22 protein-coding genes and 1 tRNA gene are annotated in these 22,110 nt (G+C 68.7%); 18 read left to right on the top strand and 5 right to left on the bottom strand.

Annotated elements, in window-relative coordinates; all coding sequences use genetic code 11:
• Window positions 1–379 precede the first annotated feature (379 nt).
• From dnaN to AB0J58_RS11950, 11 genes are all read left to right on the top strand, one after another.
• Window positions 380–1,519: a DNA polymerase III subunit beta gene (gene dnaN, locus AB0J58_RS12000; protein WP_364213802.1), complete on the top strand. Its 1,140-nt coding sequence runs from the start codon at window positions 380–382 to the stop codon at window positions 1,517–1,519.
• Entirely contained in the window at window positions 1,516–2,274 is a 759-nt protein-coding gene (locus AB0J58_RS11995) for a 3-keto-5-aminohexanoate cleavage protein (protein WP_364213799.1), read from the top strand. Before dnaN ends, AB0J58_RS11995 begins: the two co-directional genes overlap by 4 nt.
• Before the next feature lie 32 nt (window positions 2,275–2,306).
• Window positions 2,307–3,251: a phosphogluconate dehydrogenase (NAD(+)-dependent, decarboxylating) gene (gene gnd, locus AB0J58_RS11990; protein WP_364213796.1), complete on the top strand. Its 945-nt coding sequence runs from the start codon at window positions 2,307–2,309 to the stop codon at window positions 3,249–3,251.
• Between the two features lie 192 nt (window positions 3,252–3,443).
• Window positions 3,444–4,619, top strand: a complete 1,176-nt coding sequence (gene recF / locus AB0J58_RS11985; RefSeq protein ID WP_343970429.1) for a DNA replication/repair protein RecF — start codon at window positions 3,444–3,446, stop codon at window positions 4,617–4,619.
• On the top strand, window positions 4,609–5,163 hold the full coding sequence (locus AB0J58_RS11980; RefSeq protein WP_364213791.1) for a DciA family protein: 555 nt from the start codon (window positions 4,609–4,611) through the stop codon (window positions 5,161–5,163). Before recF ends, AB0J58_RS11980 begins: the two co-directional genes overlap by 11 nt.
• Before the next feature lie 299 nt (window positions 5,164–5,462).
• Window positions 5,463–7,406 carry a DNA topoisomerase (ATP-hydrolyzing) subunit B gene (gene gyrB, locus AB0J58_RS11975; RefSeq protein ID WP_364213788.1) on the top strand — a complete coding sequence of 648 codons (1,944 nt, stop codon included), beginning with the start codon at window positions 5,463–5,465 and terminating at the stop codon, window positions 7,404–7,406.
• A 31-nt stretch (window positions 7,407–7,437) separates the two neighbouring features.
• A complete protein-coding gene (gyrA, locus tag AB0J58_RS11970) occupies window positions 7,438–9,969 on the top strand; it encodes a DNA gyrase subunit A (RefSeq protein ID WP_364213785.1) in 2,532 nt (843 codons plus the stop codon).
• A 326-nt stretch (window positions 9,970–10,295) separates the two neighbouring features.
• Window positions 10,296–10,769: a DUF3566 domain-containing protein gene (locus tag AB0J58_RS11965; protein ID WP_364213782.1), complete on the top strand. Its 474-nt coding sequence runs from the start codon at window positions 10,296–10,298 to the stop codon at window positions 10,767–10,769.
• Window positions 10,770–10,908: 139 nt separating this feature from the next.
• A tRNA-Ile gene (locus AB0J58_RS11960) sits at window positions 10,909–10,982 on the top strand.
• Between the two features lie 178 nt (window positions 10,983–11,160).
• Entirely contained in the window at window positions 11,161–11,670 is a 510-nt protein-coding gene (locus AB0J58_RS11955; protein WP_364213779.1) for a DUF5919 domain-containing protein, read from the top strand.
• Entirely contained in the window at window positions 11,671–12,141 is a 471-nt protein-coding gene (locus tag AB0J58_RS11950) for an NUDIX domain-containing protein (protein WP_364213776.1), read from the top strand.
• Window positions 12,142–12,186: 45 nt separating this feature from the next.
• Here AB0J58_RS11950 and AB0J58_RS11945 read toward each other — a convergent pair whose 3' ends face one another.
• Both AB0J58_RS11945 and AB0J58_RS11940 read right to left on the bottom strand, forming a co-directional pair.
• The gene (locus AB0J58_RS11945) at window positions 12,187–12,822 is read right to left on the bottom strand and encodes a DUF6461 domain-containing protein (protein ID WP_364213773.1); all 636 of its coding nucleotides are present in this window, start codon (window positions 12,820–12,822) and stop codon (window positions 12,187–12,189) included.
• A gap of 474 nt (window positions 12,823–13,296) precedes the next feature.
• Window positions 13,297–14,268 carry a WYL domain-containing protein gene (locus AB0J58_RS11940; RefSeq protein WP_364213770.1) on the bottom strand — a complete coding sequence of 324 codons (972 nt, stop codon included), beginning with the start codon at window positions 14,266–14,268 and terminating at the stop codon, window positions 13,297–13,299.
• A 147-nt stretch (window positions 14,269–14,415) separates the two neighbouring features.
• Between AB0J58_RS11940 and AB0J58_RS11935 the strand changes: the two genes are divergently transcribed.
• The 3 genes from AB0J58_RS11935 to AB0J58_RS11925 all read left to right on the top strand — a co-directional run bounded on the left by AB0J58_RS11935 (window position 14,416) and on the right by AB0J58_RS11925 (window position 17,044).
• Window positions 14,416–14,838, top strand: a complete 423-nt coding sequence (locus AB0J58_RS11935) for a VOC family protein (protein WP_364213767.1) — start codon at window positions 14,416–14,418, stop codon at window positions 14,836–14,838.
• A gap of 71 nt (window positions 14,839–14,909) precedes the next feature.
• Window positions 14,910–15,944 carry an aldo/keto reductase gene (locus tag AB0J58_RS11930; RefSeq protein WP_364213764.1) on the top strand — a complete coding sequence of 345 codons (1,035 nt, stop codon included), beginning with the start codon at window positions 14,910–14,912 and terminating at the stop codon, window positions 15,942–15,944.
• A 5-nt stretch (window positions 15,945–15,949) separates the two neighbouring features.
• Complete coding sequence (locus tag AB0J58_RS11925; RefSeq protein WP_364213761.1) at window positions 15,950–17,044, top strand: winged helix DNA-binding domain-containing protein; 1,095 nt, start codon at window positions 15,950–15,952, stop codon at window positions 17,042–17,044.
• Window positions 17,045–17,060: 16 nt separating this feature from the next.
• Here AB0J58_RS11925 and AB0J58_RS11920 read toward each other — a convergent pair whose 3' ends face one another.
• A complete protein-coding gene (locus tag AB0J58_RS11920) occupies window positions 17,061–17,195 on the bottom strand; it encodes a hypothetical protein (protein WP_364213758.1) in 135 nt (44 codons plus the stop codon).
• Between the two features lie 190 nt (window positions 17,196–17,385).
• On the opposite strand from AB0J58_RS11920, the gene AB0J58_RS11915 reads away from it, so the two are divergent.
• Both AB0J58_RS11915 and AB0J58_RS11910 read left to right on the top strand, forming a co-directional pair.
• A complete protein-coding gene (locus AB0J58_RS11915; protein ID WP_364213755.1) occupies window positions 17,386–17,730 on the top strand; it encodes a hypothetical protein in 345 nt (114 codons plus the stop codon).
• A gap of 167 nt (window positions 17,731–17,897) precedes the next feature.
• Window positions 17,898–18,026 (top strand): hypothetical protein, encoded by a 129-nt coding sequence (locus AB0J58_RS11910; RefSeq protein ID WP_364213752.1) that lies wholly within the window; start codon window positions 17,898–17,900, stop codon window positions 18,024–18,026.
• A gap of 60 nt (window positions 18,027–18,086) precedes the next feature.
• Here the strand turns inward: AB0J58_RS11910 and AB0J58_RS11905 are convergent, their stop codons facing one another.
• Together AB0J58_RS11905 and AB0J58_RS11900 are read right to left on the bottom strand one after the other, a co-directional pair.
• On the bottom strand, window positions 18,087–18,464 hold the full coding sequence (locus AB0J58_RS11905) for a signal peptidase I (protein WP_364213749.1): 378 nt from the start codon (window positions 18,462–18,464) through the stop codon (window positions 18,087–18,089).
• 233 nt (window positions 18,465–18,697) lie between these two features.
• A complete protein-coding gene (locus tag AB0J58_RS11900) occupies window positions 18,698–19,465 on the bottom strand; it encodes an IclR family transcriptional regulator (protein WP_364213746.1) in 768 nt (255 codons plus the stop codon).
• A 108-nt stretch (window positions 19,466–19,573) separates the two neighbouring features.
• Here AB0J58_RS11900 and AB0J58_RS11895 point away from each other — a divergent pair, with 108 nt between their 5' ends.
• Together AB0J58_RS11895 and AB0J58_RS11890 are read left to right on the top strand one after the other, a co-directional pair.
• Entirely contained in the window at window positions 19,574–21,784 is a 2,211-nt protein-coding gene (locus AB0J58_RS11895; RefSeq protein ID WP_364213743.1) for an FAD-dependent monooxygenase, read from the top strand.
• A 16-nt stretch (window positions 21,785–21,800) separates the two neighbouring features.
• The gene (locus AB0J58_RS11890) at window positions 21,801–22,106 is read left to right on the top strand and encodes a Dabb family protein (protein ID WP_364213740.1); all 306 of its coding nucleotides are present in this window, start codon (window positions 21,801–21,803) and stop codon (window positions 22,104–22,106) included.
• The last annotated feature ends 4 nt before the right edge of the window (window positions 22,107–22,110 follow it).

Here is a 22,110-nt window from a genome sequence, read left to right as displayed (position 1 = left end):
CGCCCTGTGAAGAGAGTTTTCCACAAGGACAAACCGACCTCATACCCGGTGGATAACCTGGGGAAACCTCGTGGATAACCGGTGGACAGAGCGCACCGAATCTGGGGACGGCCTGTGGGTACTCCGCGGTTCTCCCCAGCCCCAAGAGTTGTCCACAGCGGGCGCCCACAGCCCCGGTGGATGAAAAAACCGCACTTGACCTGCGGAAACGATGGCTTTCCACAGTATCCACACCCCCTAATACGATGGCCACTTGTATCTCTACTAGGAAACCCAAGAGCCATAAGAGGGGTTCCGGGAGAGCGCAGGCTCGAGACAGTGAACACTTGAACCCCAGGCACCGAGCGGACGGCGCTCGATACACAGGAGGCAGATCCACGTGATGTTCCGGGTCGACCGAGACGTGCTCGCTGAGGCGGTCGCATGGACGGCGCGCAGCCTGCCGGCGCGTCCCTCCGTGCCGGTGCTGGCCGGCATGCGTCTCGAGGTCACTGAGGACGGGCAACTCAAGCTCTCCGGCTTCGACTACGAGGTCTCCGCCGAGGTGACCCTCGAACTGCAGACGGGAGAGGCGGGCGTGGTGCTCGTCTCGGGCAGGCTGCTCGCCGAGATCACCAGGGCGCTCCCCGCGCAGCCCGTGGACTTCGTGGTGGAGGGCGCCAAGGCGGTCGTCACCTGTGGCAGCGCCCGGTTCACCCTCCTGACCATGCCGGTGGAGGACTATCCCTCGCTGCCGACCATGCCACCGGCCGCCGGCCGGGTGGGCAGCGACGTGTTCGCCTCCGCCGTCGGCCAGGTCGCCGTGGCCGCGGGCAAGGACGACACCCTGCCGATGCTCACCGGCGTACGCGTGGAGATCGAGGGGGACACGGTCACCCTCGCGGCGACCGACCGGTACCGCCTCGCCGTGCGGGAGCTGAAGTGGCAGCCGGACCAGCCCGACTTCTCGGCGATCGCGATGATCCCGGGCAGGACCCTCGCGGACACGGCCAAGGCCCTGGGGGGCACCGGCGCCGAGGTCGAGATCGCGATGAGCTCCGCGGGAGGCACCGGTGAGGGCATGATCGGCTTCTCCAGCGCGGGGCGCCGCACCACCACCCGGCTGCTCGACCCCGAGTTCCCCAAGTACCGCTCGCTGCTGCCCACCGAGTTCTCCGCCCACGCGCAGCTGCCGACGGCGGCTTTCGTCGAGGCCGTCAAGCGGGTGGCCCTGGTCGCCGAGCGCAACACGCCGGTACGGCTCGCCTTCCGCGGCGACGAGGTCGTCCTGGAGGCGGGCAGCGGCGACGAGGCGCAGGCCGTCGAGGTGCTCCCCGTCGAGTTCGAGGGCGAGGACATCAACATCGCCTTCAACCACCAGTTCCTGCTGGAGGGCCTTGGCGCGATCGACTCCGACGTGGCCCGCCTGCAGATGACCACGTCCACCAAGCCGGCCATCCTCACCGGCGGCAAGCCTGTGGACGACGGAGAGGTTCCCGACTACCGCTACCTGATCATGCCCATCCGGCTCTCCAGTTGACGGCGGGAGCGCCCCGTTCAGGCACACCGTGGCTCAAGGCGTGCCTGAACGGTGCCAGGAGGCCCGGCGACCACCCGGCCCTCCCCCTGACGCCTCTGGAGCTCGCTGAGGCGGCCCGTGAGGCCCGTGAGGCGGGTGCGGGCGCTGTTCACATGCATCCGCGTGACGAGGGGGGCAGCGAGTCGCTCAGCGCCGTCCACATCGGGGCGGCGGTGCGCGCGGTGCGCGAGACGTGCCCGGGGCTCCCGGTGGGGGTGAGCACGGGGCTGTGGATGACCGGCGGGGATGTGGACGCGCGGCGCGAGGCCGTCCGCGGCTGGACCGCGCTCGCCCCCGGAGACCTGCCGGACTTCACGTCCGTGAACCTGTCGGAACCCGGCTTCCGGGACCTGTGGCATGATCTGCGGCGGCTCGGAGTGGACGTGGAGGCCGGGGTCTGGTCCGTGGACGACGCCGATGCGCTCGCCGCGAGCGGACTGGAGTGCGCCCGGGTGCTCGTGGAGATCCTCGGTGGCCCCGCGGACACGGCCGTCCTCCGGGCGCACGCGGTCCTGGACCGCCTCGCCGCGCTCGGCGTACCGGGATCGCGGCTGCTCCACGGGGAGGAGGAGCCGACCTGGATTCTCCTGGACCTCGCGGGGCAGTTGGGACTGGCCACGCGCATCGGCCTGGAGGACGTCCTCCACGGTCCCACGGGTGATCCGGTAGGCGGGAACCCCGAGCTGGTGAGGCTTGCGCGGGCGCGTCTGACGTAGGTGAACGATGAAACCCTGAAGGGGGTGCTCGTATGCAGATCGGCATGGTCGGGCTGGGCAAGATGGGCGGCAGGATGGCTGAGCGCCTGCGCCGCGGCGGCCACGAGGTCGTCGGTTACGACCGCGATCCCGAGGTCAGCGACGTCTCCAGCCTGGAGGAGCTCGTGGAGCGGCTCCAAACGCCGCGAGCGGTGTGGGTCATGGTGCCCTCGGGGGAACCGACCCGGGCGACGATCGAGGCGCTCGGCGAGGTGCTTGCCCCCGGCGACCTCCTCATCGACGGCGGCAACTCGCACTACGCCGACGACCGGAAGCACGGCGCCGCTCTCGCCGCGAAGGGCATCGGATTCGTCGACTGCGGCGTGAGCGGTGGGGTCTGGGGGCTGGAGAACGGCTACGCGCTCATGGTCGGCGGCGACGGGGCCGACGTCGAGCGGGCGATGCCGATCTTCGAGACCCTCAAGCCCGAGAGCGAGGACGGCTTCGTCCACGCGGGCAGGATCGGTGCCGGTCACTTCGCCAAGATGGTCCACAACGGCATCGAGTACGGCATGATGCAGGCCTTCGCCGAGGGCTGGGAGCTGCTGGAGGCCTCCGACATCGTGACCGACGTGCCCGGCGCCTTCAAGAGCTGGCGGCAGGGCACCGTCATCCGCTCCTGGCTGCTCGACCTGATGGTCCGCGCGCTTGAGGAGGACCCCGCCCTGGAGCGGCTCGAGGGCTACGCGCAGGACTCCGGCGAGGGCCGCTGGACGGTCCAGGCGGCCGTCGACCTCGCGGTCCCGCTGCCGGTCATCACCGCCGCCCTGTATGCCAGGTTCGCCTCCCGCCAGGACGACTCACCGGCCATGAAGGTCGTCGCGGCCCTGCGCAACCAGTTCGGCGGCCACGCGATCACCTCCAAGGCGGGCTCGGCGGCCAAGGGCGCCGACTCCCCCGGCGCCGACGTCGTCCCCCCGGTCGAGGCGGCCGGCTGACACGGCGCTCCCCGTCCAAAAGCGCGGATCCGCCACGGCTCCCGGCTCGGGAAGGCCGCCCCGGCAACCTCGGCCGCACGTTCGCGACCTCCGTCGGGAACGGAGCGCCGGCTCCTGGGGCGCAGGGCTTTTTCCACGGGGCGCGAGCCGTGCGGGCCACGACGGCGGACGGGGCCGACTAATCTTCCTGGGGTGCATGTCGCCCATCTCTCCCTGACCGACTTCCGGTCCTACGAAACCGTCGATCTCGGCATGGAACCGGGGGTCACGGCCTTCGTCGGGCCCAACGGCATGGGGAAGACCAACCTGGTCGAGGCGCTGGGTTACGTGGCGACGCAGGCCAGCCACCGGGTCGCAGGCGACGGGCCGCTGGTCCGGCAGGGCGCGGCGCGGGCGATCGTACGCTCGGTGGTGGTCCGCGACGACCGGCGCGCGCTGATCGAGCTGGAGATCAATCCGGGCAGGGCCAACAGGGCCAGGCTGAACCGCTCGCCCGTCTCCCGCACGCGCGATGTCGTCGGCCTGCTGCGCACCGTCCTGTTCGCTCCCGAGGACCTCTCCATGGTCAAGGGCGACCCCTCCGAGCGGCGCCGGTTCCTCGACGACCTCCTGGTGGCCAGGGCGCCCAGGTTCGCGGGGGTGCGCGCCGACTACGACAGGGTGCTCAAGCAGCGCGGCGCCCTGCTGCGCACGGCCGCGCAGGCCCGGCGGGGGCGCGGCCGGAGCACCCGGAGGGCCGAGAGCGACGCGGCGTTCGCCGAGGCCGGGGCGGGAGACCCGCTGAGCACCCTCGATGTCTGGGACGCCCATCTGGCCACGCACGGTGCCGAGCTGCTCGCGGCCAGGCTGGAGCTGGTCGAGACGCTGCGCCCCCTGGTCGCCGCCTCGTACGCCTCGCTCGCGCCCGACTCCGCCCCCGCGAGGCTGGAGTACCGCGGCACCCTGCCGGCGGACGCGGGCACCGACCGCGCCGAGCTCGTGAAGCGGCTGCGGGCCGGCCTGCTGGAGGTTCGCGCCGCCGAGCTCGAACGTGGCGTCACCCTCGTCGGCCCGCACCGCGACGACCTGTTCCTCGGGCTGGGGGAGCTGCCCGCGCGCGGCTACGCCAGCCACGGCGAGTCGTGGTCGTACGCGCTGGCGCTCAGGCTGGCCGCCTACGACCTGCTCAGGGCCGACGGCGGCGACCCGGTCCTGATCCTGGACGACGTCTTCGCCGAGCTGGACAACAGGCGCCGGCGCCGCCTGGCCGAGATGGTCGCCCCCGCCGAGCAGGTGCTGATCACCGCCGCGGTCCCCGACGACGTGCCGAAGGAACTGGCCGGCGGCCGGTTCGACGTGACAGAGGGGGGTGTGGCCCGTGCCCGGTGACGCAGAGCCTGGATCGAACGGTAACGGGGCGGACGCCACGGCCCCCGGGTCGGCGAGGAGCGCGGCCGCCAAGGGGGCGGCGATGGCCAGGGAGAAACTGGCCCAGGCCAAGTCGGACGCCGCCAGGCGAGGGCAGCTCCCCCGCAGAGAGCCGCGCCGCCGGGCGTCCGGGCCGCGCAGGGACGCGGGCGATCCCCAGCTCCTCGGCAGGGCCATCGCCGACCTGCTCGCCGATCGGGGCTGGCAACAGCCCGCCGCGATCGGCGGGGTCTTCGGCCGCTGGCACGAGATCGTCGGCCCGGACATGGCGGCCCACACCAGGCCGGAGACCTTCGCGGAGGGCGAGGTCGTGGTCGTCGCCGACTCCACCGCCTGGGCCACCCAGGTACGTCTGCTGGCAAGGACCCTGGTAAGAAGGTTGAATGAGGAGCTAGGGGACGGAACGGTGCAACGGGTCAAGGTCCGTGGACCGCAGAACGGCCCCCGCTCCAGCGGTGGTCTGCGGGTCACCGGAAGCCGCGGCCCGGGCGACACGTACGGCTGACTCGGCGCTCAGAAACGGATCAGCAGCCTTTCTGGCGCGACGAACCCCGCCCCCGTAGGGGGATGTTCAAGACGATGATCGTCACGCGACAGGCCATTCCAGGGGCCGTCAATGCCACATGATGTGCTCTGAGCCGCTAGAATGAAATCGAATTCCGGACACGTCCGTTTGCGTGTCACCCCCGGCGCGTGTGCCGGTTCCCCTGGGTGGACGCATCGGGGCATTCACGACGGTGACGGGCACGGCGGGGCTACACGTTTGTCTCCCTGCCGCGTGTCCGCGGCAGGAGGATTTCGCACTTGTCCTACGACGCTAGCTCAATCACTGTTCTCGAAGGACTTGAGGCGGTCCGTAAGCGTCCCGGTATGTACATCGGCTCCACCGGCGAGCGCGGCCTCCACCACCTCGTCTACGAGGTCGTCGACAACTCCGTCGACGAGGCCCTGGCCGGGCATGCCGACCGGATCGAGGTCACCCTGCTCGCCGACAACGGCGTGCGGGTCGTCGACAACGGCCGAGGTATTCCGGTCGGCAACGTTCCCGGCGAGAACCGTCCCGCGGTCGAGGTCGTGCTGACCGTGCTGCACGCGGGCGGCAAGTTCGACGACAAGTCGTACGCGGTCTCCGGAGGACTGCACGGCGTGGGCGTCTCCGTCGTCAACGCGCTGTCCAGCAGGCTCGAGGTGGAGATCCGCACCGACGGCCACCACTGGCGGCAGACCTACGTCGACACCCGGCCCACCACCTCCCTGATCAAGGGCGAGGAGACCGACGAGACCGGCACCTCGATCACCTTCTGGGCCGACGGGACCATCTTCGAGACCACGACCTGGCACTTCGAGACTCTCGCGCGCCGCTTTCAGGAGATGGCCTTCCTCAACAAGGGCCTGACGATCTCCATCAGGGACGAGCGCCCCGACTTCATCGAGGACGACCCCAAAGAGGTCACCTATCACTACGAGGGCGGTCTGTCCGACTTCGTCAAGCACCTCAACTCCAAGAAGGAACCCACCCACGTATCGGTGATCGACTTCGAGGAGCACGGAGACGGCATCGCGGTCGAGATCGCGATGCAGTGGAACAACTCGTACAGCGAGTCGGTCTACACCTTCGCCAACACGATCAACACCGCGGAGGGCGGCACCCATGAGGAGGGCTTCCGCGCGGCGCTGACGTCCATCGTCAACCGCTACGCGCGCGAGCAGAAGTTCCTCAAGGACGGCAAGGACGACAACCTCGCGGGTGAGGACATCCGCGAGGGTCTCACCGCGATCATCTCGGTGAAGCTGGCCGACCCGCAGTTCGAGGGCCAGACCAAGACCAAGCTGGGCAACACCGAGGCCAAGTCGTTCGTCCAGAAGGCCTGCAACGACCACCTGCGCGACTGGTTCGAGCGCAACCCCGGCGAGGCCAAGGACATCATCACGAAGTCCCTGCAGGCCTCCCGCGCCCGTCTCGCGGCCCGCCAGGCCCGGGACCTGACCCGGCGCAAGTCGCTGCTGGAGTCGGGCTCCGGTCTGCCGGGCAAGCTGGCCGACTGCCAGTGGAGCGATCCGGAGAAGTGCGAGCTGTACATCGTCGAGGGTGACTCGGCGGGAGGTTCCGCCAAGGGCGGCCGTGACTCGAAGTTCCAGGCGATCCTGCCGATCCGCGGCAAGATCCTCAACGTCGAGAAGGCCAGGATCGACAAGGTCCTCCAGAACCAGGAGGTCCAGGCGCTGATCACCGCCATGGGCACCGGGGTGCACGACGAGTTCGACATCACCAAGCTCCGCTACCACAAGCTCATCCTGATGGCGGATGCCGACGTCGACGGCCAGCACATCACGACCCTGCTGCTGACCCTGCTGTTCCGCTTCATGCGGCCGCTGATCGAGGCGGGGCACGTCTACCTGTCCCAGCCGCCGCTCTACAAGATCAAGTGGGATAGGAAGGGCGAGGACGCCTCCTACGCCTACTCCGACCGGGAGCGCGACGCGGTCATCCAGGCCGGCATCGACGCGGGCAAGCCCGATCCCCGGCCCCGTGACAACGTGCAGCGCTTCAAGGGGCTGGGCGAGATGAACGCCGCCCAGCTCTGGGACACGACCATGAATCCCGACACCCGCCTGCTCCTGCAGGTCACCCTCGACGACGCGGCCCAGGCCGACGAGCTGTTCAGCGTGCTGATGGGTGAGGACGTCGAGGCACGCCGCTCCTTCATCATCAGGAACGCACGGGATGTCCGTTTCCTTGACGTGTAGCGGTAGCCGTACCAGAAAAGGATCTTGACCTGTGACGGAAGTCAACACTCCGCCCGGCCCTCAGGTAGACCGCGTAGAGCCGGTCGACATCCAGTCCGAGATGCAGCGCAGCTACATGGACTACGCGATGTCGGTCATCGTCTCGCGCGCCCTGCCGGACGTCCGCGACGGCATGAAGCCGGTGCACCGCCGGGTGCTGTACGCCATGTACGACGGCGGTTACCGGCCCGACCGCGGCTACTTCAAGTGCTCCCGCGTCGTCGGCGACGTCATGGGCTCCTACCACCCGCACGGCGACGCGTCGATCTACGCCACCGTGGTGCGGATGGCCCAGCACTGGGCGCTGCGCTACACGCTGGTCGACGGGCAGGGCAACTTCGGCTCGCCGGGCAACGACCCGCCCGCGGCGATGCGCTACACCGAGTGCAAGCTCGCGCCCATCGCCATGGAGATGCTGCGCGACATCGACAAGGACACCGTCGATCTCATCCCCAACTACGACGGGCGCTCCCAGGAGCCGACGGTCCTGCCCTCGCGCTTCCCCAACCTGCTGGTCAACGGGTCGGCGGGCATCGCGGTCGGCATGGCCACCAACATCCCGCCGCACAACCTGCGGGAGGTGGCCGCGGGCATCGTCTGGTCCCTGCAGAACCCCGAGGCGACCGACGAGGAACTCCTCGAAGCACTGATCGCCCGGGTCAAGGGCCCCGACTTCCCCACCGGCGCGCTGATCGTCGGCCGGCGCGGCATCGACGACGCGTACCGGACCGGCCGTGGTTCGATCACCATGCGGGCGGTCGTCGAGGTCGAGGAGGACGCCAAGGGCCGCCAGTGCCTGGTCGTCACCGAGCTGCCCTACCAGGTCAACCCGGATAACCTCGCGCTGACCATCGCCGAGTCGGTGAAGGACGGCCGGATCACCGGCATCGCCGACGTCCGCGACGAGAGCTCCTCGCGCGTCGGCCAGCGCCTGGTGATCGTGCTCAAGCGCGACGCGGTCGCCAAGGTCGTGCTGAACAACCTCTACAAGCACACCCAGCTGCAGACCACCTTCGGCGCCAACATGCTGGCCCTGGTCGACGGCGTGCCGCGCACGCTCAGGCTCGACCAGTTCGTCCGCCACTACGTGGCCCACCAGATCGAGGTCGTGGTCCGCCGGACCCGCTACCTGCTGCGCAAGGCCGAGGAGCGGGCGCACATCCTGCGCGCGCTGCTCAAGGCCCTCGACCGGATGGACGAGGTCATCGCCCTGATCCGGCAGTCGCCCTCGGCGTCGGCGGCACAGGGCGGCCTGATGACGCTCCTGGAGATCGACGAGATCCAGGCGCAGGCCATCCTCGACATGCAGCTGCGCAAGCTGGCCGCTCTGGAGCGCCAGCAGATCACCGACGAGTACGACGCGCTGATGGCGCAGATCAACGAGTACCAGGCGATCCTCGCCTCGCCCGAGCGGCAGCGCACGATCGTCCAGGACGAGCTCTCCGAGCTCACCGCGCGGTACGGCGACGAGCGCAGGACCGAGATCATCGCCTACGAAGGCGACATGTCCATCGAGGACCTCCTCGCCGAGGAGGACATGGTCGTCACGATCACCCGCGGCGGCTACGCCAAGCGAACCAACACAGATCTTTACCGTGCGCAGAAGCGCGGCGGCAAGGGTGTGCGGGGCGCGCAGCTGCGTCAGGACGACATCGTCGACCACTTCTTCGTCACCACGACGCACCACTGGCTGCTGTTCTTCACGAACAAGGGCCGCGTCTACCGGGTCAAGGCGTACGAGCTCCCCGACTCCGGCCGCGACGCGCGCGGGCAGCACCTGGCGAACCTGCTGGCCATGCAGCCGGACGAGGTGGTCATGGAGGTCCTGGACCTGCGTGACTACGATGTCGCCCCCTACCTCGTGCTGGCCACCCGCAGTGGCCTGGTGAAGAAGACGCGCCTGTCCGAGTACGACTCGCCGCGCACGGGTGGCCTCATCGCGATCAACCTGCGCGAAGATGACGAGGTGATCGCAGCCAGGCTCGTGTCGGAGGAGGACGACCTCTTGCTCGTCTCCCGCGGTGCCCAGTCCATCCGCTTCACGGCCTCCGACGAGGCCATGCGCCCGATGGGCAGGGCGACCAGCGGTGTGATCGGCATGCGCTTCCTCGAGGGCGACGAGCTCCTGGCGATGAACCGGATCGCCGACGGCGACAACGTGCTCATCGCCACCGAGGGCGGATACGCCAAACGCACCCCTGTGGATCAGTACCCGATCCAGGGAAGGGGTGGAAAGGGCGTCCTGACCGCCAAGATCGTTAGCGCCCGTGGCAAGCTGGTTGGCGCGGTCATGGTCAGGCCCGAGGACGAGGTTTTCGCGATCACGTCCGCCGGAGGGGTTATCCGGACGAGCGCCGGGGAGATCAAGCAGTCGGGCCGCCAGACGATGGGGGTTCGACTGATGAATCTCGCAGAGGGGGACAGCGTCGTGGCTCTGGCCCGCAACGCGGAGTCGTTGGAGACCGAGGAAAACGCCGAGGTGCCGGTGGAGACCGAGGGGAACGGGGAAGGGGATAACCCGTGAGTTCTCAGGGCGAGCCGGGCTCGCGCCCCGCCTCCTCGTCGACACGCGACCAGGTGACGGAGAAAATAGACAGGACCGCTGAAACGAAAGACGTCGAGGCGGCCTCGTCACCGGTTAACGGTAGCGCGCCCGCGCCGGAAACCGATGAATCGGTAGCCGACGATCCCAAGGGCAGGAAAAAAGTGACGACCACAGAGGACGGCAAGCAGGCCGAGACCACGGTGCGGATCCGTCCAGGATCCCCACCTCCATCCGCGCCGCCGTTACAGTCACCCTCATCGCCTCCGCCTCCGCCTCCGTCGGGAGGGCAGCAGAACCGCCCGCCGGTGAGTCAGCAGCCATGGTCGCCCGGAAACCTGTCGTCGCCCCAGCCGCCACTGGACGCGCCTGGCAGGAAGCCCTCGGACATTCCCGCTCCCAGGTCGCCCCGCAAGGCGCACCTGGTGTTGCGCAGGGTCGAGCCGTGGTCGGCCATGAAGTTCAGCTTCGTGGTGTCACTCGTCTGCTTCGTGGTGCTGTTCATCGCGGTCGCGGTGCTCTACATGGTGCTGTCAGGGCTTGGGGTGTTCGACAACATCATCCAGACGGTCAACCAGCTGACGACCGCCGACGGCAAGGCCACCAGCGGCGTCGACGTCGCCTCCTGGTTCGAGCCGGTCCGCATCCTGGGCTACACCGCCCTGATCGGCGCGGTGAACGTGGTGCTGATCACTGCGCTCTCCACCCTCGGCGCGGTGATCTACAACGTCGCATCCGACCTGGTCGGGGGCGTGGAGGTCACCTTCAGCGAGGCCGAATAGCCGATCTTGAGCCATGTCTCCGTCCTTCCTCGGTCGGGGACATGGCGCAAGCAGGTGCCGGAACAGGGTAAGCTTTTCCCAGTTCGAACGGACGGGTTCGCCTCCGCGAAGCGGGTGCGGGGCCGTTCGTGCGCGCTGAGGGGCTATAGCTCAGACGGTTAGAGCGCTTCCCTGATAAGGAAGAGGTCCCAGGTTCAAGTCCTGGTAGCCCCACCGTTAAGTACCAGCTTAGAGGCCAGATCCGAAGATAACGGATCTGGCCTTTTGATCGTTTGCTAGCCGCTTCGTTAATGGGATCGCCCATGACCAGGTGACAGAGATCAGTCCACATCGACAGCAGGTGGTGTCCGGACGAGTTTTCTCTGGGACGTCGAGCGGGAGTGCGCCCCGGGTGCCTCGCGTATCCGGGGCGGAAGGACAACAGCTGCTTAGGGTTCGTCAGGATCCTGGCGCTCGTCGCATCGGCATCCTGGTCTACGCCGCGAACTTCCTGCATGAGTCGTGGCCGAACCTCAAGGATCTTCTCGCGTCGAAGGCACGGGAGGGCTGCCGGGTGCGCATCCTGCTCGGTGACGCCGACTCGCCCGTCATCCGGGGCCGGGGCGCTGAGGAGTTGTTCGGGCATGGCATCGAGTCACGCCGCCGGGTGGCGCTCATGCACTACCGGCCCCTGGCGGCGTCATCGAACGTCGAACTGCGCGTGCATGACACCATGCTCTGCAACTCCCCGTTCGTGGGCGACGACCACATGATCGTAAACGCGCACGTCTTCGGCATGAACGCCTACGGCGCACCGGTCTACCACCTGCGTCGCATGCGGGAGGAGGGGCTGTTCGACACCTACGCCACCAGCTTCGAAGCGGTGTGGAAACAGTCTCGACTCCCCAGCGAGGAGGCGTAAGTGGCCCGCACCGAGTACTACGACGACCCCGACGCCCCCGAGCCGAACAGCCTGGTCGTGGGGGTGTCCGCCGTGGTCGTCGACGACCGGGGACGCATCCTCATGCAAAGGCGTACCGACAACGGGCTGTGGGCGCTACCCGGAGGCGGGATGGACCTCACCGAGTCGGTGCCGCAGGCCGCCGTACGGGAGGTGAAGGAGGAGACCGGTTACGACGTCGAGGTGACCGGCATGGTCGGTCTCTACACCGACGCCCGGCACATCATCGCCTACAGCGACGGAGAGGTACGCCGCCAGTTCAACGTCTGCCTGACGGCCCGTGTCATCGGAGGAGCGCTCGCGATCAGTGACGAGTCGACCGACGTCCGCTGGGTCGGCCCCGATGAGTTCGAGGAACTGTCCATGCACGACACGCAGCGCCTCCGGATCGAACACTTCCGTCAAGGGATGCCGACGCCCTACATCGGATGAAGCGAGTTGGCTGAGAGTCACTGCCACGTTTCTGCCTGATCGTGATCACTTGCTGTTGATTACGGCGCCCAGGAGTCGCATGTCGAGCATGTCCTGGGAGAAGGGGAAGCCGGTGATCTTTCTTGCCAGGGCGAAAGAACGTGGGAATTCGGTGCCAAGGTCTGGGTCCTCCAAGTCCACGTCCAGGTCCAGGTCGGGATCCAGATCGGGGTTAAGCCCGACTTCGCGCATCATGTCAACAAATCGGTCGGGATCGCTGCCCGCGCGCGCATAGGGACCCAGCAGGTCGAACCATGTGACCAATGCGCCGTCAGCCGCGTAGACGAAGAAGTCCGAGGCATGGATGTTGCGGTTGATCGACACGACCTCGGTCGCCTGAGAAAGCCGTATCAGCAGGTGACGGTCAACGGCGATCGATGCCCACCAGAGCTGGACGAGCACTGTCCAGCCGTCCATCTCCAGTGTGCCTACGTAACTGGTGTGCATGTCGTCCGAGTCGATGCACTTCATCGTCCGTTCCTGTAGTCCTTCGAAGGTCACCTCTTCGATGCCCTCGACCTCCGCTCCGAGACGAGTCAGCGCCTCGACAGGGGAGAGGGATCGAATGAAGGACACGCAGGAGACGTCGTGGAACGGCCCGAACTCCGAAAGCCAGCCGAATTCCTCGTGCAGGTCTGTCACTGTGACTCCCTTGATCAGTTGCGCGTCATGATGTCAGTCGTCACCGACAAGGGTGGTGCCGCTCATGGGGGTGCTGACAGTGCCTCAGAAGATGCGGCTGTGGGTGACCAACTGAGTGACAACGACCACGGACGAGGCTGGACGTCGGTGGATCGCCATGGACCGTACGCGCAGGTGGGAGCGGGTATAACCCATGGTCCCGCCCCCACCCGCCTTGCCTGATAAGGAAGAGGTCCCAGAAGTCAAGCTTTAGTTCAAGTCGAAACGTCGGTGGGATGGGTTCCCGAGTCGACGAACTCGGGGTCGTACGGAGTCATCAGGTTCAAGTCCTGGTGGCCCCACTCAACTCAGAGGCCGTTTCCCGTTGAGGGAAGTGGCTTTTTTGATCTTTCGAGTGAGTGACCATGCCCCCCTGGCCTCCTCCTCGTCGCAGGGCTGCGTCAACAGTCGTTATCCCGAATGGTATTCCGAATGTCATGCTCTGGCGAAGCGGCGGGCCAGGCGGGCGAAGGCGTCCTTGAGCTCGGCCGGGCCGACGACCTCGATGTCGGCGTCGAACCCGCCGATGGCGGAGGCCAGACCGGTCCACGACCATGACCCCAGGACGAGCCGACAGCGGTCGGGGCCGAGTTCCTCGACGACTCCTTCGCGGGTGTAGCGGGACACGACGGTGGCGGGCAGGTCGAGGATCACCTCGCCGCGGCACGGCCAGTCGGTGGAGGAGCCGTCGGAACCCCGGAACCTGGCGGTCACAAAGGCGGCTACCGTGCCCCCGGGCAGTTCGCGCGGTGTGAAGCGGGGCCCGGTGGGGATGCGCGGGGTGATCCGGTCTACGCGGAAGGTGCGCCAGTTCTCGCGGTCGAGATCCCAGGCGACGAGGTACCAGCGCCCGCCCCGGGTGACGAGGTGATGGGGCTGCGCCCGGCGCGGCGGGGCGGGCACGCCGCCGTCGTCCGCTCCTGACGCGTAGTCGAAGCGCAGCTCCTCGCGGGCGTGGACGGCGGCGCTGAGCGCCATGAGCACGCCGCTGTCGATCTGCGGGTCCGGCCGGAGCTCCGGCCGCTCGACGGCGGTGACGTGGAGGGTGTCGATGCGGTGGCGCAGCCGTGCGGGCATGACCTGGCGGATGGTGTGCAGGGCGCGCGCCGCGCCCTGCTCGATGTCGGCGCCGCTGGCGGTGGCGAGCTGCAGGGCGATGGCCAGGGCGACGGCCTGCTCGTCGTCGAACAGCAACGGGGGCAGCTCCGTGCCGGCGTCGAGCCGGTATCCGCCGTCGGGCCCCTTGAAGGCCGTGATGGGGTAGCCGAGCTCGCGCAGGCGGTCCACGTCACGGCGTACGGTGCGGGAGCTGACGTCCAGCCGCTCGGCCAGCAGCGCTCCCGGCCAGTCCCGGCGGGTCTGGAGCAGCGAGAGCAGCGCCAGCAGCCGCGCTGAGGTTTTCGGCATGTCATCCATCTTGCCGGAAGAAGAGGACACATCCTGGCCACTTTCCCTGCGACTGTTGTCCCCGGCCGAGCAAGTCCGCGGCCGGTGGTCCAGGCCGGGCTCGCCTGAGGGCACCCGGAGACAATGAGCAGAGATCAGGGGTCGAGCATGTCCGTCAAGTCCGTGGCGCATTTGAACTTCCGGGGCGACGCCCGCGCGGCGCTGGAGTTCTATCAGTCCGTGTTCGGCGGCGACGTCGCCGTCGTCACGTACAAGGATGCGGGAAACGTGCAGGACCCCGCCGAGGCGGATCAGGTGATGTGGGGGCAGGTGGCCGCCGGCAACGGCTTCCACGTCATGGCGTACGACGTGCCCTCGCAGTTGCCGTGGGACCGGGGTGAGAACTCGTTCTTCCTCTCGGTGCGCGGCGAGAGCACGGAGGAGATCACCGAGTACTGGCAGAAGCTGTCCGCCGAGGCGACCGTCGTGCAGCCGCTGGGGCCCGCGCAGTGGGCTCCGCTGTACGGGATGCTCAAGGACCGCTTCGGCGTCGTCTGGGTCCTGGACGTGGTGGGCCCGTACAACGGCTGATCGCGGGGGCGGGGGCCGTTCCCCCGCCTTCACCGGCCTTTTGTCGATCGAAGCGAAGGGAACACCCCAGAATGAGGATGCGGCCCCTGGGCCGGACCGGGATACAGGTCAGCCCCTACTGCCTGGGCACCATGATGTTCGGCCGGGTCGGCAATCCCGACCACGACGACTGCGTACGCATCATCCACCGGGCCATGGACGCGGGGATCAATGTCATCGACACCGCCGACGTCTATTCCTACAGCGAGACCGAGGAGATCGTCGGCAAGGCGCTGAAGGGCCGCCGCGACGACATCGTCGTGGCCACCAAGGTGAGCGGCCCGATGGGCGACGACCCCAACCGCGCCGGCAACTCCCGGCGCTGGATCATCACCGAGGTGGAGCACTCGCTGCGCCGCCTCCGGACCGACCACATCGACCTCTACCAGATCCACCATCCCGACCCGCGGACCGACATCGAGGAGACCCTGTCCGCGCTCACCGACCTGATGAGCAGCGGCAAGGTACGCGCCATCGGGACCTCCAACTTCCCCGCCACCGACATCGTCGAGGCCCAGTGGGTCGCCGAACGACGCGGCCTGGCACGCTTCCGCACCGAACAGCCGCCGTACTCGCTCGTCAACCGCGGCATCGAGCGCGAGGTGCTGCCCGTGTGCGAGCGCTACGGCCTCGGCACCCTCGTGTGGGGCCCGCTCGGGATGGGACTGCTCACCGGCCGCTACCGTAAGGGCGGCACGGCGCGGGTCCCCGAGCGGCGGATGGCCTGGGTGCCCAGGCACATGTCCGACGAGCGTACGCTCGACACCGTCGAACGGCTGGCTCTGCTGGCCGAGGAGGCCGCGATTCCCCTGACCCACATGGCGATGGCGTTCACGGTCACCCATCCGGGGGTCACCTCGGCGATCATCGGGCCGCGCACCATGGAACAGCTCGACGACCTGCTGGCCGGCGCCGACACCGTCCTCGGCGACGACCTCCTCGACCGGGTCGACGAGATCGCGCCCCCGGGCGGCGACATCGGCCCGCTCGACGTCTCCTACGACCCGCCGGCCATCACGCGGGCGGCCCTGCGCCGACGGGCGGCCGGCGGGCGTGCCGCGGCGTGACCCCGATGACCGTTCTGGACACCCGGGCGCTCAACCGTGCGACGCTGGCCCGGCAGCTGCTGCTCGATCGCGCCGACGTGCCGGTGCTCGACGCCGTCGCGCACCTGTGCGGCATGCAGGCGCAGGAGCCGCAGGAGCCGTTCGTCGGGCTCTGGTCGCGGCTGCGCGCGTTCGACCCGGCGGTGCTGTCGGAGCTGCTGGCCGGGCAAGGGGTGGTGCGTACCCACCTCATGCGCCGCACCGTCCACCTGCTGACCGCCGAGGACGTGCTGGCCTGGCGGGCCCGCCACGACCTCATGCTGCGCCAGCGGGTGCTCGGGACCTACCGTCGTGAGCTGGCCGGGGTGGATCTCGACGAGCTCGCGGCGGCGGGCCTGGCGGTGATGGCCGACGGCGAGCCCCGCTCGATGGCCGAGCTCGTACGGGCGCTGGCCGACCGCTGGTCAGGGCCGGGGCCGCGGGCGCTGGGAGAGATGCTGATCGCGGCCCTCGTCCCGGTGGCGCAGCTCCCGCCGCGCGGGCTGTGGCGGGCGAAGGGGGGAGTGCGCAACATGCTGCTCTCCGCCTGGCTGGGGCGCGACATCGACCCGTTGGCGCAGGACGGCTCCGACCCGGTGGGGCAGGAGCTGGTACGGCGCTACCTGGCGGCGTTCGGCCCCGCCGCCGTGGCCGACCTGCGTGCCTGGTCCGGCCTGGCCGGGCTGCCCGCCGCGGTGGCCGCGATCCGGGGCGAGCTGGTCGCCTTCCGCGACGAGTGGGGCCGGGAACTGCTCGACCTGCCCGACGGGCCGCGGCCCGACCCGGACACGCCCGCGCCGGTACGGTTCCTGCCGGCGTTCGACAACACGATCCTCGGCTACCACGACCGCAGCCGGATCATCGACGACGCCCACCGCGGCCTGTCGGTCACCGGCGCCCGCGTCGTCCTGGTCGACGGCCGGGTGGCCGGCACCTGGACCGTCGAGGCCGGCACCGTGGTCGTCGCCCCGCTGAGCGGCTTCTCCCGTGCCGGCCGCACGGCGGTGGCCGAGGAGGGACGCGTGCTGGCTTCGTTCCTCTCCGACGGCGACAGCGATCGCGTGCGGATCGTCCCTCAGTGAGCATGCGTAGTTGAGGTCAGTACGCTTGAGGATCACCCGGAGCGCTCGCGGCCGCATCCATTTCCGTGCCGTGCTTGCCCGCGAAGACGAGGTCGTTCTCCTGCCAGAGCCTGCTCGCCTTCTCCCTTGCCAGGGTCTGCCGCTCCGCCACCGGACCTCATCGCTACATGACGGCAGACGGGAAGATCAAGGCGGAACCTGACGGGTCCGCACAGCTCCCGATCTCCCACTCTCGATAAGATCCACGAGCGTCTTGCTTCGTCTCGGCCCGTCGAACACAGAGGTGGCGTGTGGTCAGTGGATGGTTTGCCGCACAAAGTGCTTCCAGGCGGTGGGCGCTCGTGGTCTCTCTCGTTGCGCTGGTAATGGTCATACTCCTGGCCTGCGGAATGCCCGAGGCGGAGCGCTTCGCACTCTCCGTGGAGAGCATGGAGCAGGTGGCGCGAACGGCAGGGCCGGGCAGAGAGGCGGACGATAAGCCCCGCAAGGTCGGGTTGCTGGAAGTCGCCGAGATCTACCGAGACGGGGATCTGGTGTATTTCAAGCTGGGGGACTTCTCCGGCGTCGACCCCTACGGCTACGTCTGGAGTCCGGAGGGCGAGCCGTTGGATTCTCCCGACGACTCCGCTACGGCATCCTTCGAACATGTGCAGGGCTTTTGGTACCGGTGGAGCGAGAGCTGGTAGTTCGTCCTGCCGAGCGTGACGATGCCGTCAGATTCCATACCGTCCGAACGGCTCCGGACAGCCCTTGCCTCGCAAGACTGAGGACAGGGGGGGCGCACCTACGCGTAGGAGGCCGGGTTCAGGACCCGGGGAGCCAGTCGTCGCGCGTCCGGTGTGCCGTGGCCGAGATGCGCGTCGGCTATGACAGCCCGTCACAGTTCAGCCGCGAGTACCGCCGCCAGTTCGGCGCGCCTCCCAGTCAGAATGCCGCCCGCCTGCGCGGCTCGACGCTCAGCACCGCACCGGCCCTGGTGTGACGGCGACGTCTCCCGATGACCGTGTGCTCCGGCACGGGCGACGGTGATGACCGAATTCGGTCATCCGACTTCCCGGTCGGGGACCGCGTAACCCGGGACGGACGGCCAGCGGACGGTGAGTACCACCGATTCCTCCTCGGCGGACCAGGAGTGATCGACGCCGTGACCCCACACGACGTAGTCACCTCGCCTGGCCAGCAGCACACTGCGTCCCGGCAGTTCCACTCGGAAACGGCCACTGATCAGCATGAGCAGCGCCGTACGTTTCTCGCCGGTGACCCATTGCGCACGCTCGTCGCCACATGGATGGACGCCCCACTTGATCTCGACATCACCGCTGTGTCGGACGTCGTCGGTCGGCTTGAAATGCCCGAGCAGCCAACCACGGTCATCGGCCGCGTCCACGTCCGCGTTGCCCACGTACACGTTCTCCAACACGGAGCGTGACGCTAGCACGGCACCCGTCGAGGTCTCGGCCTTTCGCTCCGGAAACGACTCCGGCTCCGGGACGATCAGATGCGGATCGTCGAGACCCCGAGCGGGGCGGTCCTTCGTTCCTGGGCGCAGGGCGAATGCGGTGTCACCTCTTCCCGTGCCGAAATGGATAGAGGCCGTGAACAGCTATAAAACTCCCTGTCAAGGGCGGGGATCACGCCGCGGGAACGGGTGGTTCAGTCGGCCGAGAGTGTCAGCGAGATCTCCGAGGCGGCGGCGCGGACGAGCTCGATCATGCGGTCGCGACGCGCCTGGTCCGTCCGGAATATCGGGGCCGCGGTGCCGATCGAGGCGACCACGGCTCCATGGGAGGTGATCGCGGCCGCGGTGCCCCAGATGCCCTCGTCCACCTCCTCGAAGCTCTCGGTCCAGCCGCGCAGCCGAGTCCGGTCCAGTTCCTCGTCCGACAGGAGAGCGGCTCGGGCCGGTGGCAGGCCGGGCAGTACTCCGGCGAGGACGGAGGCGCGTTCGGCGCGGCTCATCGAGGCGAGCAGGATCCGTGACATCGAGCCGGCGTGCAGCGGCATCGGCTGCCCCTTGTCGAACTGCAGCCGCACCGGGCGACGCGACTCCGCGCGCTCGACACAGTAGGCCGCCTCGCCGCCGGAACGGGCGATCAGGACCGTCTCGTCGATCTCATCGCGTATCCGGGTGATGACCGGCAGGGCGGCCTCGGCGAGCGGCGTCCGTGCGGCCTCGCAGGCCCGTCCCAGGTTCAGCGCCAGGTCTGTGACCCGGTACGACTTTCCGGAGGCGCGGTCGAGCAGCCCGACCTCCCTCAGCAGGGCGACGTACCGATAGGTGGAGGTCGTGGCGAGGTCGAGTTCCGCCGCCAGATCCGCCACCGTCCAGGTCGGATGCGCCTCGGTGAAGCAGAGCAACGTCTGCAGCAGCTTCCGCCCGCTGCCCGCGCCCGAGACCCGGTGCGCCGACTCCTCCGTCATGCACTCTCCTCGGGACCGAACCGGCCTGTTCGCACCATACGAGATTGACGTACCTTCAGGATCTTTATTAGATTTTATCCCACAATATGGTGAGGACATTACCACATTATGGAAATAAATGACTCCTCCGCTGTCGACGAGCAGGTCGCTCGGGGCTCGAACGACATGAACACCGTCGTCGTCGCCGGTATGGGGCCGGTCGGCATGGTCGCCGCGTTGAAACTGGCCCAGCTCGGCCATCAGGTGCTCGTGCTGGAGGCCGGGCCCGACCTCGCCGAGGAGTCCCGGGCCTCGACCTTCCACCCGTCGTCCCTGGAACTGCTCGAACAGCTCGGTGTGGTGGAGGAGTTGCACGAGGTCGGCCTCAAGGCGCCCGTCTTCCAGTACCGGGAGCGGACCGGCGCCGTCCTCTCCGAGATGGACATGTCCCTGCTGGCCGATGAGACGAGGTACCCGTACCGCCTGCAGAGCGAGCAGAACAACCTCACCCGGATCATCCGCGACAGGCTGCTGCCGATGCCGAACGTGACCCTGCGGTTCTCCAGTCCGGTCCAGCGGGTCGAGCAGGGCGACCGGCACGCCCGGATCTTCCTGCCGGACACCGACCGCGACCGCCCGATCCTCGCCCGCTGGCTGGTCGCGGCGGACGGCGCGCAGTCCAACATTCGCAGGTCGCTGGGCATCTCCTTCGAGGGACGCACCTACGACGAGCGCTTCCTGGTCCTGTCGACCACCCACGACTTCCGGGCGGACTTCCCGGACCTGGCGTACGTGTCGTACATCTCGGATCCACAGGAGTGGGGTGTGCTGCTGCGCACCCCCAACCACTGGCGCGCGCTGTTCCCGGTGCGGGACTCCGAGAGCGACGAGCACGCTCTGTCCGCGGCGGCGATGCAGGACCGGTTGCAGCGGATCGCGGCCGGCCCGGAGCCGTACGACATCCCGCACGCCTCGATCTACAAGGTCAACATGCGGGCCGCCGCGACGTTCGCGGTCGGGCGGATCCTGCTGGCCGGCGACGCGGCCCATGTGAACAACCCGCTCGGCGGCATGGGCATGAACAGCGGCATCCACGACGCGTGGGCCGCGGCGCTCTGTATCGACGCCGCGCTCGGCGGAACCGACGCCGACCATGTCGTCCGGCTCTACGGCGAACTGCGCCGGGACGCCGCGCTCAACCACGTTCAGGCCACCGCGCAGCGGAACTACGACTCGATGCGCGAGGACGACGACGCCGAGCGGGAGGCGCGCGCCGAGTCGCTGTTCGCCATGGACCGGGAACTGCTCGACAAGCGGGAGCATCTTCGCCGGGCGGCGATGTTCACCTCGCTGCGCATCACCCTCGGCCGCCTCGCGCGCGAACTGCACGCGGTACGCGAGGGGGACCGTCCCGCGGGTCGCCGGCTCTCCGAGATGCTGTGCCACGGGCCGGTTCTCGCGCCCGGTGCCCACGACGGTGTGACGGTCAGGGCGGTGGAGCAGGCCGGCTTCGCGGCCGCGTACGTCTCCGGTTCCGCGGTGTCGGCCGTCGCCCTCGGCCGGCCCGATCTCGGCTACCTCGGCCTGGCCGAGATGGCGGAGCAGGTACGCCGGATGGCCTCGACCAGCGACCTTCCGCTGATCGTGGACGGCGACACCGGCTACGGCGGCGTGCTCCAGGTCGGTGAGGCCGTCACCAGGCTCGAACAGGCGGGTGCCGCGGCGGTCCAGTTCGAGGACCAGGTCGCGCCGAAACGCTGCGGGCACATGAGCGGCCGCGAGGTCGTCCCGATCGAGGAGATGGTCGCCAAAGTCGAGATGGCCGTCGCCCGCCGACGCTCCATCCTGGTCATCGCCCGGACGGACGCGCTGGCCGTGGAGGGCCTCGAATCCGCGCTCGCGCGGGTGCGCGCCTACGCCGCCGCCGGTGCCGATCTCGTCTTCGTCGAGGGGGCCTACACCGAGGAGTCGCTGCGCGCCATCCGCGCAGCCGTTCCCGGCACCCCACTGATGATCAATCTCAGTGAGGCGGGCGATCATTCCGCGCTGCCGCCGACCCGGATCCTCCAGGAGTGCGGGGTGGGTCTGCTGATCTATCCCGTCGCGCCGATCCTCGCCGCCGCGCAGGCCGCGGCCCAGACCTACCAGGCCATCCGGAGCACCGGCAGGTCCGACCGGACCGGTACGGAGTGGTCGCGTTTCACCGACCTGCTCGGCCTGTCCGGGCAACTCGCGGAGGCCGAACTCCTCGCCGCGTCCGCCGCGCTCGCCACATCCACGCAGACCGGTGCTCCGGAAGGGAGCATCGAGGGCTGTGAATCCCCGACCGAGCACCTCTGATCTTAAGGAAGCCGTCATGTTCTTTCACGTTGGGATGCTGACCCTCACCGACGAGGCCACCGCCGCGCACCGGGCCGCCATCGTCGGGGCGCTGAGCGCGCTGCCCGGCCAGATCCCCGGGCTGCTGGGCGCGAAGGTCTCCACCGACGCCGGTCTGACCCCCGGCAACGCGCACCTGATGTTCACGATGACCTTCGACTCCCAGGACTCCTGGAAGGCGTACGGTTCCCATCCCGCGCACGTCGCGGTGGCCACCGAGCACATCAAGCCGTTCCTGGCCTCGAAGACGTTCGTGCAGATCGACGAGACCTCCGCGTCATGACCGG

It is taken from the genome of Streptosporangium sp. NPDC049644 (assembly GCF_040675205.1).
In the GTDB taxonomy this organism is placed as follows: Bacteria; Actinomycetota; Actinomycetes; order Streptosporangiales; family Streptosporangiaceae; genus Streptosporangium; species Streptosporangium fukuiense.
This window is presented reverse-complemented; position numbering and strand designations above follow the sequence as displayed.

Excerpts from the sequence above, each read along its gene's own strand:
- gnd (WP_364213796.1), top strand. The coding sequence starts at position 2,307 with ATGCAGATCGGCATGGTCGGGCTGGGCAAGATGGGCGGCAGGATGGCT.
- AB0J58_RS11940 (WP_364213770.1), bottom strand. The coding sequence starts at position 14,268 with ATGCCGAAAACCTCAGCGCGGCTGCTGGCGCTGCTCTCGCTGCTCCAG.
- AB0J58_RS11935 (WP_364213767.1), top strand. The coding sequence starts at position 14,416 with ATGTCCGTCAAGTCCGTGGCGCATTTGAACTTCCGGGGCGACGCCCGC.
- AB0J58_RS11930 (WP_364213764.1), top strand. The coding sequence starts at position 14,910 with ATGAGGATGCGGCCCCTGGGCCGGACCGGGATACAGGTCAGCCCCTAC.
- AB0J58_RS11925 (WP_364213761.1), top strand. The coding sequence starts at position 15,950 with ATGACCGTTCTGGACACCCGGGCGCTCAACCGTGCGACGCTGGCCCGG.
- AB0J58_RS11910 (WP_364213752.1), top strand. The coding sequence starts at position 17,898 with ATGCGCGTCGGCTATGACAGCCCGTCACAGTTCAGCCGCGAGTACCGC.
- AB0J58_RS11900 (WP_364213746.1), bottom strand. The coding sequence starts at position 19,465 with ATGACGGAGGAGTCGGCGCACCGGGTCTCGGGCGCGGGCAGCGGGCGG.
- AB0J58_RS11895 (WP_364213743.1), top strand. The coding sequence starts at position 19,574 with ATGGAAATAAATGACTCCTCCGCTGTCGACGAGCAGGTCGCTCGGGGC.
- AB0J58_RS11890 (WP_364213740.1), top strand. The coding sequence starts at position 21,801 with ATGTTCTTTCACGTTGGGATGCTGACCCTCACCGACGAGGCCACCGCC.